The sequence below is a fragment of the Janthinobacterium sp. FW305-129 genome (genome assembly GCF_020858115.1).
GTDB lineage: Bacteria > Pseudomonadota > Gammaproteobacteria > Burkholderiales > Burkholderiaceae_D > Janthinobacterium.
Map to the genome: position 1 here is coordinate 443,528 of NZ_JACYMM010000001.1, position 16,194 is coordinate 459,721.

13 protein-coding genes are annotated in these 16,194 nt (G+C 67.8%); 11 read left to right on the forward strand and 2 right to left on the reverse strand.

The genetic code is table 11. The features are described 5' to 3' along the window. Positions 1 to 2: 2 nt before the first annotated feature. Positions 3 to 2,498, forward strand: a complete 2,496-nt coding sequence (locus IGS61_RS01925) for a hypothetical protein (protein WP_230538041.1) — start codon at positions 3 to 5, stop codon at positions 2,496 to 2,498. Next, complete coding sequence (locus IGS61_RS01930) at positions 2,495 to 3,277, forward strand: S1 family peptidase (RefSeq protein ID WP_230538042.1); 783 nt, start codon at positions 2,495 to 2,497, stop codon at positions 3,275 to 3,277. Before IGS61_RS01925 ends, IGS61_RS01930 begins: the two co-directional genes overlap by 4 nt. 1 nt (position 3,278) lies before the next feature. Here IGS61_RS01930 and IGS61_RS01935 read toward each other — a convergent pair whose 3' ends face one another. After that, entirely contained in the window at positions 3,279 to 4,025 is a 747-nt protein-coding gene (locus IGS61_RS01935) for an N-acyl amino acid synthase FeeM domain-containing protein (protein ID WP_230538043.1), read from the reverse strand. A 199-nt stretch (positions 4,026 to 4,224) separates the two neighbouring features. Then, the gene (locus IGS61_RS01940) at positions 4,225 to 4,848 is read right to left on the reverse strand and encodes an XrtA/PEP-CTERM system exopolysaccharide export protein (RefSeq protein ID WP_230538044.1); all 624 of its coding nucleotides are present in this window, start codon (positions 4,846 to 4,848) and stop codon (positions 4,225 to 4,227) included. A gap of 242 nt (positions 4,849 to 5,090) precedes the next feature. Between IGS61_RS01940 and IGS61_RS01945 the strand changes: the two genes are divergently transcribed. From IGS61_RS01945 to IGS61_RS01985, 9 genes are read left to right on the forward strand one after another with little or no spacing between them, the layout of a single operon-like run. Next, the gene (locus tag IGS61_RS01945) at positions 5,091 to 6,620 is read left to right on the forward strand and encodes an XrtA system polysaccharide chain length determinant (protein ID WP_230538045.1); all 1,530 of its coding nucleotides are present in this window, start codon (positions 5,091 to 5,093) and stop codon (positions 6,618 to 6,620) included. A gap of 19 nt (positions 6,621 to 6,639) precedes the next feature. Beyond that, positions 6,640 to 7,464 (forward strand): XrtA-associated tyrosine autokinase, encoded by an 825-nt coding sequence (locus IGS61_RS01950; RefSeq protein ID WP_230538046.1) that lies wholly within the window; start codon positions 6,640 to 6,642, stop codon positions 7,462 to 7,464. Then, positions 7,448 to 8,977: a TIGR03016 family PEP-CTERM system-associated outer membrane protein gene (locus IGS61_RS01955; RefSeq protein ID WP_230538047.1), complete on the forward strand. Its 1,530-nt coding sequence runs from the start codon at positions 7,448 to 7,450 to the stop codon at positions 8,975 to 8,977. The genes IGS61_RS01950 and IGS61_RS01955 overlap by 17 nt, the downstream gene beginning before the upstream one ends. A 10-nt stretch (positions 8,978 to 8,987) precedes the next feature. Further along, a complete protein-coding gene (wecB, locus tag IGS61_RS01960; protein ID WP_230538048.1) occupies positions 8,988 to 10,148 on the forward strand; it encodes a non-hydrolyzing UDP-N-acetylglucosamine 2-epimerase in 1,161 nt (386 codons plus the stop codon). Beyond that, positions 10,148 to 11,005, forward strand: coding sequence for an XrtA system polysaccharide deacetylase (locus tag IGS61_RS01965; protein WP_230538350.1), 858 nt, complete (start codon positions 10,148 to 10,150; stop codon positions 11,003 to 11,005). Before wecB ends, IGS61_RS01965 begins: the two co-directional genes overlap by 1 nt. Further along, positions 11,005 to 12,084: a FemAB family XrtA/PEP-CTERM system-associated protein gene (locus IGS61_RS01970; protein ID WP_230538351.1), complete on the forward strand. Its 1,080-nt coding sequence runs from the start codon at positions 11,005 to 11,007 to the stop codon at positions 12,082 to 12,084. Before IGS61_RS01965 ends, IGS61_RS01970 begins: the two co-directional genes overlap by 1 nt. A gap of 15 nt (positions 12,085 to 12,099) precedes the next feature. Further along, positions 12,100 to 13,395, forward strand: a complete 1,296-nt coding sequence (locus tag IGS61_RS01975) for a TIGR03087 family PEP-CTERM/XrtA system glycosyltransferase (RefSeq protein WP_230538049.1) — start codon at positions 12,100 to 12,102, stop codon at positions 13,393 to 13,395. Further along, complete coding sequence (xrtA, locus tag IGS61_RS01980) at positions 13,392 to 14,984, forward strand: exosortase A (RefSeq protein ID WP_230538050.1); 1,593 nt, start codon at positions 13,392 to 13,394, stop codon at positions 14,982 to 14,984. Before IGS61_RS01975 ends, xrtA begins: the two co-directional genes overlap by 4 nt. Further along, complete coding sequence (locus tag IGS61_RS01985; RefSeq protein WP_230538051.1) at positions 14,974 to 16,188, forward strand: TIGR03088 family PEP-CTERM/XrtA system glycosyltransferase; 1,215 nt, start codon at positions 14,974 to 14,976, stop codon at positions 16,186 to 16,188. The genes xrtA and IGS61_RS01985 overlap by 11 nt, the downstream gene beginning before the upstream one ends. Positions 16,189 to 16,194: the final 6 nt, after the last annotated feature.

A 16,194-nucleotide genomic window follows, 5' to 3' on the forward strand; every position in this document is an offset into this window, starting at 1 on the left:
CCATGCAAGCTGCCCTGCCCGGCCTGGCAGCGCGGCCGCTGGCCCTGCTGGCGGGCGCGGCCTGCGCGCTGGCCCTGCGCCATTACCCGCTGGGCCACGGCTGGCCCGGCCTGCTGTTTGCCGTCCTGCTGCCCGCCTATTTCCTGCTGCTGTGCTGGCGTCCCGCCAGCTGGCTGTTCTGCGTGCCCGCGCTGCTGCCGGTGCTGGACCTGGCGCCGTGGACGGGCTGGTTCTTCCTCGAAGAAATCGACGTGCTGCTGTTGCTGACGGTGGCGTGCGGCTACTGGCGCCTGGGCGGAGCGCCCCAGAGCGCGGCGGCGCGGCTCTCGCCGGGCGCCCGCATATGTTTGCTGCTGTGCAGCCTGGCCTGGCTGGCGGCGCTGCTGCGGGGCGTCCTGCCGCTGGCCCCCCTCGACGCGAATGCCTGGGACAATTATCTGAGTCCCTACAACAGTTTGCGGCTCGGCAAGGCCTGGGCCTGGAGCATGCTGCTGCTGCCGCTGCTGCTGCGCGACGGCGATGCGTCCACCCTGCGCCGCTATGCGCTGCCGGGCATGCTGGCCGGGCTGGCCATGGTCTCGCTGTTCGCGCTGTGGGAACGGGCCGTGTTTCCCGGCCTGCTGAACCTGTCCAGCGACTACCGCATCACGGCGCCGTTTTCCGCCATGCACACGGGCGGCGCCGCACTCGACGGCTACCTGGCCCTGAGCCTGCCGTTTGCCGCGCTGTGGCTGGCCTGCGCCCGCAGCCGCTGGCAGGCGGCGCTGGCCATGCTGCTGCTGGCCCTGGCCCTGCATGCGGCGTTCACCACTTTTTCACGCGGTTTGTACGCGGCCCTGGCGGCGGCCATGCTGCTGGCCTTGTCGCAAACCCTGCGGACGGCGCCCGGCGCGCCGCGTCCGCCCGACCGGCGGCGCGGGCGCAGCCTGTTGCTGAAACTGCTGCTGGCCGCCCTGGGCACAGTCCTGCTCGTGTACATGTTCGGCGTGGCCGGCTACCGGGGCTTGCTCGCCGCCGTCGTCCTGCTCGCGGCCAGCTTCGTGCTGGCGGCGCGGCCCCTGCCGTGGCGCCTGGCGCCGGCCAGCCTGCTGTGCGCGCTGTGCCTGCAGGGCGTGCTGGCCGCCTGGTGGCCGGAACCGTCCGGCCAGCAAACGGCCGGCTGGCTGAAAGGCCCGTATTTTTTGTTCCTGCTGGCCGCCATGCTGCTGGCGGCCGTGCTGCTGCCCGGCCCCCTGCGGCCGGCCGGTCACGCCGGCAAAGGCGCGGCCAGGCTGGGTCTGGCGATGATGGCGTGGACCATGCTGGCCTGCAATCTGGCCTGGATAGGCTGGCACTGGGCGGGTGCTGCCGCCCTGGCGCCGGCCTGCCTGGTGGTGCTGCTGGCCATGCTGATGCTGTACAACGGCCGCTTGCGCACGCCGCTGTGGCGGCTGGACCGGGCCAGTCTCAGCATCGCGGGCGCGGCTGGCATCCTGTTGCTGCTGGCCATCCCCGTCTCGGCCAGCTACTACGCCACCGAACGTTTCGCCACCACGGCCTTCGACATGCAGGGCCGCTTGCGCCATTGGCGGCAAGTGCTGGCCATGCAGCCGCCCGACTGGGGCGACCGCCTGTTCGGTATGGGCATGGGCAGCTTTCCCGCCACCTATTACTGGCACAATCCGGGGCGCGAGGTGCCGGCCAGCATCGCGTATGCGCAAGAAGACGGCCAGCCTGGCAATTCCCCCAACACCTATGTGCGCCTGGCCAGTCCCGGCTACAGCGCCGGCTATGGCGAACTGCTGCGCCTGCTGCAACGGCTGCCCGTGCAGCCGGCCACGCGCTATACCCTGGCGCTCGATGCGCGCCGCGCCGGCCCCATGCCCGTGCTGCTGGTGCGCCTGTGCCAGCGACAATTGCTATATGCACAAGCTTGCGTGAATATCCCCCTGCGCCTGCACGCGCCGCCGCCTGGCACGCCGGCCGGCGCCTGGCAGCACCATGAAGTGCCGTTCGACAGCGCCTGGCTGGGCGCCGGCGCCTGGCTGCTGCGTCCGCCCGTGCAGCTGGAACTGGCGGCCAGCGGCACGGCTGACTCGTCCGTGCTCGAGGTCGACAATCTGAGCTTGCGCGCGCCGGGCGGCGAGGAATTGATCGCCAACGGACGTTTCAGGCAGGCCAATAATTACTGGTTTTTCAGCAGCGACCACCATCACTTGCCGTGGCATATCAAGAGCATGGCGCTGCACCTGCTGGTGGAAACGGGCTGGTGCGGCGCATTGTCCCTGCTGGCCCTGCTTTCCGTGGCCGGCCTGCGCCTGCTGCGCCAGGCGGCGCGTGGCGACCCGGGCGCGCTGGCCTGCGCCGCCGCCCTGCTGGGTTTTCTCGTCGTCGGCCTGTTCGACAGCCTGCTCGACGTGCCGCGCATCGCCCTGTTGTGCTATCTGATGCTGCTGTGCGCGCTGCTCGGCCCGGCCCCCTCCCCGCCACCTCCGCCCCTTGAAAGCACGCCGCCATGAAAGCCCTGCCGTCGACATTTTTCCGCGCCCAGCTGTTCTGCCTTGCACTGCTGCTGGCCGGCACGCCGTGCCGCGCGGAAGCGCCGCTGGCGCAAACCATCGCGCGCCTCAAGCCGTCCATCGTCGGCGTGGGCAGCCTGCAGACGACGCGCACGCCGCCGGTGAATTTTCTCGGCACGGGCTTCGTGGCGGGCGACGGCTTGAGCGTGCTGACCTGCGCCCATGTGGTGCAGAAACTGCTCGACGCCAATCCGGACGAATCGCTCGGCATACTCACGGGCCAGGGCGAGCGGGCGCAATTTCGCCCCGCCAGAATCGAGGCGGTGGACACGGAGCACGACCTGGCCCTGCTGCGCCTGGCCGGCGCACCGCTGCCGGCCCTGGCGCTGGGCGACGCGGCCACGGTGCGCGAAGGCCAGGCCATGGCGTTTACGGGGTTTCCACTGGGCAGCTTGCTGGGTTTGCACCACGTGACGCACCGCGCCACCGTGTCATCGCTGACGCCGGTAGTCAGGCCCAGCGCCAACGCGCAGCGCCTGGACACCCGGCGCCTGGCGCAACTGCAGAAAGCGCCGTACACGGTGTTCCAGCTGGACGCGACGGCATACCCGGGCAGCAGCGGCAGCCCCCTGTTCGATCCCGAGACCGGTCTCGTCTACGGCATCGTCAACATGGTGTATGTGAAGGGCCTGAAAGAGGCGGCCATCACCGCGCCCAGCGGCATCACGTACGCGATTCCGGGCAGCCACATGCAGGCGATCCTGCTGAAAAGCAAATAAATCAGTTGCGCCCCTGCCTGAGCCGGTCGGTAATGCCAGGCTCATCCCATGTCGGAAAAAAAAAGGGGTAAAACGACCGTTCACCCCCATGCTGTTCCATCATGCCGCCGTACTTGCGTATCTGGGCCCCCATGTAGTCGAGGTCCAGGCGCAGCAGCACGGCCGGCGCCCCCACGCGCGTGCACTCTCGCTCGCCGCCGAAGTCCTTGAAACCGAGCATGCGCTTGTAAAACACCACGTGGCGCGGATTGACTTCGATCACGTAATCCGTAAAGCCGTGAATATTGTGGGCATAGATATAAGAAATATGGATCAGCGCCGCGAACACGCGCTTGCTGACGCCCTTGTCGATGGCCAGGCGCGACGGTTCGCACAGGCGGCGGCCCTCCTCGCGCAGCACGTCGAGCTTGTCGCGGAAGTTTTCGTCGGCGGGCAAGCCCGTCTCGTCATTGTCCAGGCACAGGGTCATGGTGCCGACGGTGGAGCCGGCCGTTTCCGCGAACAGGGTAATTTTGTTGAGCGCATGTGCGATCCCGGGATCGACGGCATAGCCGCGCCAGCCGTACATCTTGCGGATCAGCAAACTGGCCGCTTCGCGCCGGCCACGCGAATTGGCCATGCGGATATGAAAGCGCTGCAGGTCGAGCTCGTGCTCCATGGCCGGATCGATCTGCCCCTCGCCCACCACCAGGTCGCTGAAAGTACCTGGCGTGTCGAAGGAAATAATGGGTTCGTCGTCAAAGCTCATCTTGTCCTCACGTTCATCGGCAGCCGTCGAAACGGACTGAAGCCAATGCCTTGTGACAAGACAAAAACTGGAGAAGTTCCCAGCAAATACAAAAAAACAGAAGAAATTTACATTTGAATGGCAAAATTACACGATAAAATTTGCCAAACAGTGCAAAATTGCAAATATAAATGCTGTTTTGACACCATTGAAGGCGCGCCTAAAAGAAACTCTCCGGTATCAGCAAGACGTCGCCCGGCCGCATCATGACGTTGGCGGAAATATCGCCATTCTTCAGCAGGTCGTCCAGGCGCACGCCCAGCTGCTGCTGGTTGCCTTCGCGCATGCGGATGATGCTGGCTTTGTTGCCGGCGGCAAAGTCGGTGATGCCGCCCACGGCGATCAGCACGTCCATCAGCGACATGCCCAGCCGGTACGGCAGCGCCTGCGGCTTGGCCGCCTCGCCGATGACCCGGATCTGCTCGCTGTACGGCCCCGAGAAATTGGTGACGATGACCGTCACCACCGGTTGCTGGATGAACTTGCCCAGGGCTTGCTCGATGTCGCGCGCCAGCTGGGTCGACGTCTTGCCGCTGGCCGCCAGGTCTTCCACCAGCGGCGTGGTGATCTTGCCGTCCGGCCGCACGGCCACCGTCAGCGACACTTCCGGATTGCGCCAGACGATGATGTTGACGGAGTCGCCCGGCCCGATCAGGTAATCGTGCATGGGCGCGCTGTCATCGGTGGGCGCTGGCGGATGGGGCGTGCGGCAGGCGCCCAGCAGGCTGGCGCTGCCCGCCAGGACCAGCGCGTTGATGACAAATGCACGGCGAAACAGATTCATGCGGAGCCTCTTCGAGTCGATGGCGCGTCCATGGGCGGCCCCGCAGAACCAGCCTGGGCCGCGAACTTCCTATGATTATTAAAACCGGGCAAGTGAACCTTGAGGCGTATCAAGAAGCAATCATTTGGGGAAATCTTGCCCCTCAGCCGCCCTATACTTTGCTTACTCAACAGGCAAGCATTTCTTGCAAGACGCCGTCGCCCGCCCATCTGCCGTGCAGCACGTTACCCGAAGGAAGCGACATGGAGCAATTGATACAGCAACTGCTTTCCGGTCTGAAAGGCATCTGGAAATACCGCTGGCATGCGGTTCTGGTGGCGTGGCTGGTGGCCATCGCCGGCTTCATCAAGGTGATCACCCTGCCCGACGACTTCCAGACGTCGGCGCGCGTGTTTGTCGATACGCAAACCATCCTCAAGCCCCTGCTGGCCGGCATGACCAGCGTGCCGAACACGGAACAGCAGGTGGCCATCATGAGCCGCACCCTGCTCAGCCGTCCGAACGTGGAGCGGGTCATGCGCATGGTCGACCTCGACCTCGATTCGAAGACGGCGCGCGAGCACGAAGCCCAGCTCGACGACTTGATGAGCCGCATCAAGATCACGGGCACCAATGCGTATGACATCTACACCATCAGCTACAGCGGGCGCGACCCGAAGCTGGTGCGCGACGTGGTGCAAAGCCTGCTGACCATCTTCGTCGAAGGCAGTTTCCAGGGCAAGAAGGGCGATTCGCAGAAGGCGGTGCAATTCATCGACGAACAGATCAAGAATTACGAGGACAAGCTGAGCGCGGCGGAAAACCTGGTGAAGGAATTCAAGATCCGCAACAACCTGCTGCTGCCGCGCCAGGGCATCGACTATGGCAGCCAGCTGCTGATGTCGTCCGATAGCCTGAACAATGCCAAGCTGGAACTGGTCGAGGCGGAACAGGCGCGCAAGGCCATCCAGAGCCAGATCGAGGGCGACGAACCCGTGCTCGACCTGGAGCCGAACGCGGCATCGATCACGAATCCCGAACTCGACGAGCGCATCGCCACGCTCAACAAGAACCTCGACAGCCTGCGCATGCAATTTACGGAATTGCATCCCGACATCATCGCCTCGAAGCGCCTCATCGCCCAGCTGGAAGAACGCAAGATCGAGGAAAGCAAGCTGAAAACGGCGTCCGGCGACCCGGGCAAGAACTACAGCCCCATGCTGCAGCAGCTGAAGGTGGCGCTGACGGACGCCGACGCCAAGGTGGCCGCCATCCGCGCCCGCGTGCAGGAATACAGCGCGCGCAACGAGCGCCTGCTGGCGCAAAGCAATGCCGTGCCCGAGGTGGAATCGCAGCTGGCGCAGCTCAACCGCGACTACATCATCAACAAGGAAAACTATGAAAAGCTGATCGGCCGGCGCGAAGCGGCCAAGCTGTCGGGCGAACTCAGCTCCACCACCGAGATGATGGCCTTCAAGATCATCGATCCGCCCACGGTGCAATATGCGCCCGTCGGCCCGAACCGCCCGCTGCTGTTTTCCGCGGCGCTGGGCGCGGCCCTGGTGGCCGGCGTGGCCACGGCCCTGCTGATCAGCCAGGTGCGCCCCACCTTCCTCAGCCCTTCCGAATTGCGCGACGCCACGGGCTTGAACGTGCTGGGCACGGTATCGATGAACTGGACGCCGCTGCAGCAGGTGCGCCGGCGCCGCGCCCGCTATGTGTTCAGCGCCTGCCTGGGCAGCCTGTTCCTGCTGTACGGCGGGGTCATGACGGCCGCGCTGCTGAAATTCTAGAGCAACCAGGGGAGCGACGATGAGCAGCAAGGACAGCGGCAAGCAGGAACCGACGATACTCGGCGTGGCCGAGGCCAGCGTGCCGTATGGCGTGGATGGCGCGGAGGCGGCCAGGTCGCCGCAGTACCGGCCCCTGAACCTGGACCGGCTGGCCGAGCAAGGCATGCTCACGCACGATGGCGGGCGCAGCGCCGTGGCCGAGGATTTCCGCATCATCAAGCGCCCGCTGCTGCGCCAGGCGCGCGCCAGCGGCGCCGAGGCCATCCGCAACGGCAACCTGATCGTCGTCACCAGCGCCATGCCTGGCGAAGGCAAGACGTATTGCGCCGTCAACCTGGCCATGAGCATCGCCATGGAAATGGATATCACGGTACTGCTGGTCGATGCCGACGTGGCGCGCCCGTCCGTGCTGAAAGTGCTGGGCCTGCCGCCGGAGCCGGGGCTGATGGACGTGCTGCTCGACCCGCAGCTGGCCATGGCCGACGTGATCCTGAAAACCAACGTGGCCAACCTGAGCATCCTGCCCGCCGGGCGCAGCAACAAGCACGCGACGGAATTGCTGGCCAGCCGCGCCATGAGCCGTCTGCTGGCCGAGATCGCCAGCCGCTACGCCGACCGCGTGGTCGTCTTCGACTCGCCGCCCCTCTTGATCACCAGCGAGGCGCACGCGCTGGTGGGCCAGATGGGGCAAGTGGTGATGGTGGTCGAGGCGGAAACGACGACCCAGCACGCCGTCAAGGAAGCGCTGCGCCAGATCGAAGGATGCGAACACATTCATCTGATCTACAACAAGACCAAATCGTTCCCCGGCAATGACTACTACGGCTATGGCCATTACGATTAGCCGCCGGATTCCGCTGCCGCTGCTGCCCTTGCTGTCCCTGCTGCTGCCCCTGCCGGCCGGCGCGGTCGACTGGCTGGTCAAGCCCTCGCTGCGCCTGCGCGAAAGCTATACGGACAATGCCACGCGCGCGCCGCCCGGCCAGGCGCAATCGGACTTCATCACGGAAATCGCGCCCGCCATCGCCCTCATCGGCACGGGGCCGCGCCTGCGCGTCGACCTCGATTACAGCTGGCACAAATTCATCTCCGGGCAGCGCGGCAATACGGACGACCACCAGCTGCATGCCGCGGCCGACGCCGAGCTGGTCAAGGACTGGTTCTTCATCGATACCCATGCCAGCGTGAGCCGGCGCAATATCTCGCCGTTCGGCCCGCAACTGATAGCCGAGCTGCCCGACACGGACAATACCAGCACCGTGCGCACCACCAGCATCAGCCCCTACCTGCGCCACCGTTTCCGCGGCCTGGCCACGGCCGAGCTGCGCTACACGCGCAACACGGTCGCCAGCGGCGGCGGCCTGCTGTCCGTGCACAGCGATGAAATGGAATTGCTGCTCAGCGGCGAGCCGCGCGCCGGCGGCTGGTCCTGGAATGCCAGCCACGACGTGCGCCGCACGCAGGACAGCAAGCTCGCTTCCGTGCGCATGCAGCGCAGCAGCGTGGGCCTGCGCTATGCGTTCAGCAGGAAGTGGGCGGCCACGGCCAGCGGCGGCATGGAAAAGGAAGGCTATGCGTCGACCAGCGGCAAGGCGCCGGCGGGCCGCTTCTGGTCGCTGGGCGGCGTGTGGACCCCGTCGCCGCGCACCAGCGTGGCCTTCAGCACGGGCAAGCGCTTCTTTGGCACCACCTACAGCCTGGACGCCAATTTCCTGCAGCGCCATACCAACTGGCAACTGAGCTACAGCGAAAACATCACCACCCTGCCCACGCAGTTTGCGCGCCTGGGCGACCGCGACGCGGCCCAGCTGCTCGATCAATTGTGGCGCGGCCTCTTTCCGAATGCGCGCGACCGGCGCTTGCGCATCAATGCCTTCCTGCGCTACGCCAACAGCCTGGGGCCGGAACGGGGCGCCATCAATTACTTCAGCCACCGCTATTTCCTGGAAAAGCAGCTGAAACTGACGATGGCGCGCGCCACGGCGAAAAGCACGATGGTCGCCGGCATCACGGCCGTCGACCGCACGGCGCAAACGGCCAGCGGCATCGACAGCGGCTTGCTGCCCGACATGGAGTTCGGCAGCGAAGACCGCACGCGCCAGATCGGCAGCAACGTGGGCTGGAGCTGGCAAGCCAGTGCGCGCACCAGCGTGAACGTCAATGCCGGCTACGCCAGCGTGCGCTCGCTGAGCGTGCCCCGGCGCGACAACAACATCACCGTCACGGCCGGCTACAGCCGCATCCTGCAGCCGGACATGACGGTCAGCATCGACGTGCGGCATACGCGGCACGCCAGCAACCACGGCGGCGATTACCGCGAAAACGGCGTCAGCGCCACGCTCAACATGCAATTCTAAGGAGCCCGCAATGTCCGACCCCGATCTTGCGTCCGCCGCGCCGGCGCACCTGCTGTGCGTGGTGGCCGCGCGTCCCAACCTGATGAAGATGGCGCCCATCCTGGCCGCCCTGGCCCGCCAGGCGCCCGCCGTGCGCGTGACCCTGCTGCATACGGGCCAGCATTACGACACGGCCATGAACGGACAATTGTTTGCCGACCTGGACATGCGTCCGCCCGACCTTGCCCTCGACGTCGGCTCCGGCAACCACGCGCAGCAGACGGCCGAGATCATGCGCCGCTTCGACGCCGTGCTCGACGCCCATCCGCCGCTGGCGCCCGATGCCGTGCTGGTAGTGGGCGACGTCAATTCCACCCTCGCCTGCGCGCTGGTGGCGGCCAAGCGCGGCACGCCCGTGATCCACGTCGAGGCGGGCCTGCGCAGCGGCGACCGGCGCATGCCCGAGGAAATCAACCGCGTGCTGACGGATCAATTGTCCGATCTGCTGCTGACCAGCGAGGAAGGCGCGCGCGCCAACCTGCTGCGCGAAGGCATCGCCCCCGAACGCATCCACTTCACGGGCAACGTCATGATCGACAGCCTGCGGCAGCAGCTGCCACGCGCAGTCCGGCCCGACATCACCGTGCGCGCGCATGGCCACGCCTGTCCGCCCGCCTACGGACTCTTGACCTTGCACCGGCCGTCGAACGTGGATGATCCGGCGCAACTGGAAGCGCTGCTGCAGGCGCTGGGGCAACTGTCATGCCAGCTGCCGCTGCTGTTTCCCATCCACCCGCGCACGGCGGCCGGCCTGCGCCTGGCGGGCCTGGAACCGCTGCTGGCGCGGCACGCCATCGTCCGCCTGCCGCCGCTGGGCTATCTGGAAATGCTGGGCCTGATGCAGGGCGCGCGCCTGGTGCTGACGGATTCGGGCGGCATCCAGGAAGAAAGCACGGCCCTGGGCGTGCCCTGCCTGACCCTGCGCGCCAATACGGAGCGCCCCGTCACCGTCACCGACGGCACGAACACCCTGGCCGGCACGGATCCCGCCGCCATCCTGGCGCTGGCGCGCGCCATCCTGGACACGGGCGGCAAGCGGGGCCGCATTCCGCCGCTGTGGGATGGCCACGCGGCCACGCGCATCGCCGCCGTCATCGCGCCCTGGCTGGCGGCGCGCCGGGGGCCGCCATGATGCCGCCGCCTTGCTCTTTGATATTGCGCAACGCGCTGACCATCGACGTGGAAGACTATTTCCAGGTCTCCGCCTTCGCGCCGCACATCGCGCGCGCCGACTGGCCGCGCCTGGAATGCCGGGTCGAGGCGAACATCGAGCGCATCCTGCTGCTGCTGGAAAGCCGCCGCATCCACGCCACCTTTTTCACCCTGGGCTGGATCGCCGAGCGCTATCCGGCCATGCTGCGCCGCGTGGCCGCCGCCGGACACGAAGTGGCCAGCCACGGCTATGCGCACCTGCGCGCCAGCGAGCAGTCGGCCGCGCAGTTCGCCGACGACGTGCGCCGCAGCAAGACCATCCTGGAACAGTTGACGGGGCTGGCCGTGCGCGGCTACCGGGCGCCCAGCTTTTCCATCGGCGCGGCCAATCTGTGGGCCTTCGACGTGCTGCAGGAAGCGGGCTACCGCTACAGTTCCAGCATCTATCCGATCCGCCACGACCATTACGGCATGCCCGATGCGCCCCGCTTCGCCTGGCGCCCGCGCGGACCGCAGGGCGTGCTGGAATTGCCCGTCAGCACCGTGCGCCTGCGCGGGCGCAACCTGCCGGCCGGCGGCGGCGGCTATTTCCGATTGCTGCCGTATGCACTGTCGCGCTGGCTTTTGCGACGCATCAATTCGCGCGACGGGCAAGCTGGCATATTCTATTTTCATCCCTGGGAACTCGATCCCGGCCAGCCGCGCCCGCCGGGCCTGAGCGCGAAGACGCGCTTTCGCCACTACCTGAACCTGGGGCGCATGGAAGCGCGGCTGGCGCGCCTGACGCGCGACTTCGTCTGGGACCGCATGGACCGCATTTTTCTGGAAAGCACATGATGCACGAGGCCAGTCTTCTTCCCGACACGGCGCAGTCCAGCGACACCATCGCCGTGCGCGCGCTGCAGCCGCACGAGCACGCGCGCTGGGATGCCTTTGTCGACGCCTGCCCCGAGGCCACCTTCTTTCACCGGGCCGGCTGGCACACCATCATGGAACAGGGTTTTCACCATGACAGCTATTTCCTGTACGCGGAACAGGACGGGCGCATCGCCGGCGTGCTGCCGCTGGCCCATCTGCGCAGCCGCCTGTTCGGCGCTTCCCTCGTTTCGCTGCCGTTCTGCGTGTACGGCGGCACCGCCGGCGGCAGTGCTCCCGTGCGCCAGGCGCTCGACAGTGCCGCGCTGGCGCTGGCGCGGCGCCTCGGCGTGGGCCACCTGGAATACCGCTGGCGCGAAGCGCCGGAAAACATGGCGACTTCCTGGCTGCAGAAACCCCTGTACGCGACCTTCCGCCGGCCGTTAAGTCCCGATGCCGAGCAGAATCTGCTGGCCATACCCCGCAAGCAGCGCGCCGTCGTGCGCAAGGCCATGGCCGGCGGCCTGCACAGCGCCATCGACTATGACCTGCGCCATTTCTACCCGATCTACGCGGCCAGCGTGCACCGGCTGGGCACGCCCGTCTTCGCGCGCCGCCATTTTGCCCTGCTGCGCGCGGTTTTCGGCGACGCCTGCGAGATCCTCACCGTGTATCACGGCCAGCAGGCGCAGGCCAGCGTGCTGCTGTTCTATTTCCGCGATGAAGTGCTGCCGTATTACGGCGGCGGCAGCGTGCTGGCGCGCAGCACGGGCGCCAACGACTTCATGTACTGGGAAGCGATGCGCCGCGCCAGCGCGCGCGGCTACCGCCTGTTCGATTTCGGCCGCAGCAAGCTGGGCACCGGGGCATACGACTTCAAGAAGAACTGGGGTTTTACGCCGCAGCCGCTGCCGTATGCCTGCCAGCTGGTGCGCGCCAGGGCCTTGCCGGAGGTCAATCCACTCAATCCCAGGTACGCGCTGTTCATCCGCGCCTGGCGCCGCCTGCCGCTGCCGCTGGCCAACCTGCTGGGGCCGCACATCGTGCGGCAACTGGGCTAAGCACCGGGACACGCCATGCGCGAACTGCTCTTCCTTTCACACCGCTTGCCGTATCCGCCCAACAAGGGCGACAAGATACGCTCGTGGCACATGCTGCAGTACCTGAGCCGGCATTTCCGCGTCCACCTGGGGTGTTTCATCGACGATGACGACGACTGGCAGCATACAAAAAGCGTGGCCGCCCTGTGCGCCAGCACGCGCTTCATTGAATTGCGGCGCGGCACGGCCCGCTGGCGCGCCCTGCAGGCGCTGCTGTCGCGGCAAGCCATGAGCGTGCAGTACTACCGCGATGCGCGGCTGCTGCAATGGGTCGATGGCGTGCTATCGGGCGGCAAGGTGCGCCACGCGCTGGCCTTTTCCGGGCCGATGGCGCAATACATCGACGGCAGCGCGGGCCGCGCCCTGCACCGCGTGATCGATTTCGTCGACGTCGATTCCGACAAATGGCGCCAGTACGGCGACAGCAAGCCCTGGCCCATGTCGCTGCTGTACCGGCGCGAAGCGCAGCTGCTGCTGCAGTACGAGCGCCATATCGCCCAGCAGTTCACGGCCGCCAGCTTCGTCTCGCCCGCCGAAGCGGCCCTGTTCCGCCAGTGCGCGCCGATGGCGCGGCGCAAGACCGGGTATTTCAACAATGGCGTCGACACGGCGTATTTCGCGCCCATGGCGGCCCAGCCCGCAATCTATGCGCCCGGCGTGCAGGCGCTGGTGTTTACGGGCGCCATGGATTACTGGCCGAACATCGACGCCGTGCAATGGTTCGTGCGCCATGTCTGGCCCGCGCTGCGGCGCCAGTTTCCCCAGCTGCAGTTCTACATCGTCGGCAGCGCGCCCGTGCCCGCCGTGACGGCGCTGGCCAGGGTGGCCGGCGTGGTGGTGACGGGCAAGGTGCCCGACATCCGCCCCTACCTGGCCGGCGCGGCGCTGGCCGTGGCGCCGCTGCGCATCGCCCGCGGCGTGCAGAACAAGGTGCTCGAAGCGATGGCGATGGGCAAGATCGTGCTGGCCACGCCGCAGGCGCTGGAAGGCATCGCCGCCCAGCCGGGCCTGGAATTGCTGCTGGCGCGCGACGACGCCGAATTCATCCACCATGCCGCGCGCGTGCTGCGCAATGCCCAGGGCGGCGGGACCGAAGGCAGCGGCGCGGCCATCGGCGCGGCGGCGCGCCAGCTGGTGTTACAGGATTACGACTGGGAACGCAACCTGCGGGGCCTGGGCGCCATGCTGGGTGTATCGGCCGAGGCCGGTACCGATGCGCCTGCCAGCGGCGCCGCCGCGCCCTTGCTGCCCGTGCGGGAGCCATCCGCATGAGCTTGCAACTCGACCAGCTGGCCCGATTGCCGGACGCGGCCGTCCTGCCGCATGCACACAACCAGCAGCAAGCGCTGGCGATCCTGCTGCTGGCCCTGGCCGCCGTCGTGCTGCTGTACCACGCCACCTTCTGGTCGATGCTGGAACTATGGTCGCGCTCGCAAACCTTCGCGCACGGATTCCTGATCGTGCCCATCAGCTGCTGGCTGGCCTGGCGCCAGCGGGCGCCCCTGGCCGCGCTGGCGCCCCAGCCGTCGCGGGGCGGCTTGCTGCTGCTGGGCGCGCTGGGGCTGGCCTGGCTGCTGGCCGACGCCGCCAACGTGCCCGTGGTGGAACAATATGCGGCCACGGCCATGCTGCCCGCCTGCGTGCTGGCCATCCTCGGCTGGCCGGCCGTGCGCCTGCTGGCCTTTCCCCTCGCGTATCTGTTCCTCGCCGTGCCGTTCGGCGAAGTCTTCCTCGATCCCCTGATCGACTTCACGGCTGCCTTCACGGTGACGGCGCTGCAATGGACGGGCGTGCCCGTGTTCCGCGACGGCAGCAATTTTTCTCTGCCCACCGGCAACTGGTCGGTGGTGGAAGCGTGCAGCGGCTTGCGCTACCTGATTGCCGCGCTGGCCCTGGGCGCCCTGTTCGCCCACGTCAATTTCCACAGCACGCGGCGGCGCCTGGCCGTCATGGCCGCCGCCCTGCTCGTGCCCATCCTCGCCAATGGCGTGCGCGCCTACCTGATCGTGATGCTGGGCCACCTGAGCAATATGCGCCTGGCCGTGGGCGTCGACCACCTGATCTATGGCTGGCTGTTCTTCGGCCTGGTGGCGCTGCTGCTGTTCTGGCTGGCGGCGCGCTGGCGCGAATTGCCGCTGGCGCGCGCTGCGCGGCCGTTGACACTGCCCGCCCGGCCTGGCGCCAGCGCCGCTGCGGCCAGCACGCGCGCCGTCATCCGCGCCAGCATCGCCTGCCTGCTGCTGGCGGCGCTGTGGCCGGCGCTGGCCCTGGCCAGCCAGCGCCACGATGGCACGGCGGCGCCCGGCTCCCCCGCCGTGCTGGCCTTGCCCGATCCGCCCGCCTGGCGCCGGCTGCATGCCGCGCCGCCCGTCTGGCAAGCGCCGTATGCGGGCGCGCCGGCGCGCTTTGCCGCCACGTATGCGCGCCGGGATGGCGACGGCGCGCCGGTCGGCTTGCAGCTGCACTGGTATGCGCGCCAGGCGCGCGATGCCGAACTGCTGACGCACCAGGCCCTGCCCTACGGCCCCCGCTGGATGGCGCTGGCGCAGCGCATGCGGCCCGTCACCGTGGCCAGCGGCGTCCTGGGCGTGCGCGAAAGCGTGCTGGGACACGGCGGCGAACGCCTGCTCGTGTGGCGCGTCTACCGCCAGGGCGGCATCGTCACGGCCCGGCCCGTGCTGGTGAAGCTGCTGCTGGCGCAAGCCAAGCTGCTGGGCAGGCGCCAGGATGGCGCCGACATCCTCGTCTTTGCCGCCTACGACGAGCTGGCGCCGCCGCCGCGCGCGCACCTGCAAGCCTTCCTGCAAGCGGCGCTGCCCGTCATCGAACAACGCCTGCAGGAGCTGCCGCATGGCCCTTGACCTCGCTACCGTCCGCCCCCGGCAAGCGGCCGAAGGGCCCGGCGCCGCCCCCCTGATCGTGCACGTGATCCACCAGCTCGACGTGGGCGGCCTGGAAAACGGCCTGGTGAACCTGATCAACCATCTGCCGCCCGAACGCTACCGGCACGCCATCGTCTGCCTGAAGAACGCCACCGCGTTTCGCCAGCGCCTGACCACCCCAGGCGTCGAGGTGATCAGCCTGGACAAGCGCGAAGGCAAGGACTGGCGCCACTACCTGCGCCTGTACCGCGTGCTGAAACAGCTGCATCCGGCACTCGTACACACGCGCAACCTGGGCTGCCTCGAAGCGCAATTGCTGGCCTGGCTGGCCGGCGTGCGCCTGCGCGTGCATGGCGAACACGGGCGCGACATGAGCGACTTGCACGGCACCCGCCGCAAATACCGGCTGCTGCGCAAATGCATGCTGCCTCTGGTGCAGCACTTCATCGCCGTCAGCGCCGACCTGGGGCAATGGCTGGTGGACGTCATCGGCGCTGCGCCCGCGCAGGTGTCGCACATCGGCAATGGCGTCGACAGCGTGCAATTCCACCCGCGCCTGGGGCCGCCGGCCGCCGTCGGGCCGCCCGGCTTCCTGTGCAACGGCGCCTTCGTCATCGGCAGCGTGGGCCGCATGGCCGCCGTCAAGGACCATGCCTCGCTGGTGCAAGCCTTTTTACTGTTGCTGGCGCAGCCGGGCGCCCGCGCGCGCCTGCGCCTGATCATCGTCGGCGACGGGCCGTGCCGCCAGGCCTGCCTGGATCTGCTGCAACAGGCGGGCGCGGCCCACCTTGCCTGGCTGCCCGGCGCGCGCGACGACGTGGCGCAGCTGCTGCGCGCCATGGACCTGTTCGTGCTGCCCTCGCTGGCCGAAGGCAGCTCGAACACCATCCTCGAAGCGATGGCGACGGGCCTGCCCATCGTCGCCACGCAGGTGGGCGGCAACGCGGAACTGGTGCAGTCGGGCTGGAGCGGCACGCTGGTGCCGCCCGGTTCGCCCGAGATGCTGGCCGACGCCATGCTCGACTACTACAGCATGCCGGAACTCGGTCCGCGCCACGGCGCGCGCGGGCGGCGCCAGGTGCTGGCCGAGCACAGCCTGCCCGCCATGGCCGGCGCCTATCTGGCCGTGTACGACCGCCTGACGGGCGCGCGCCAGCCCTCTCCCCTGTCCACCTATCCCTGAAAGGCC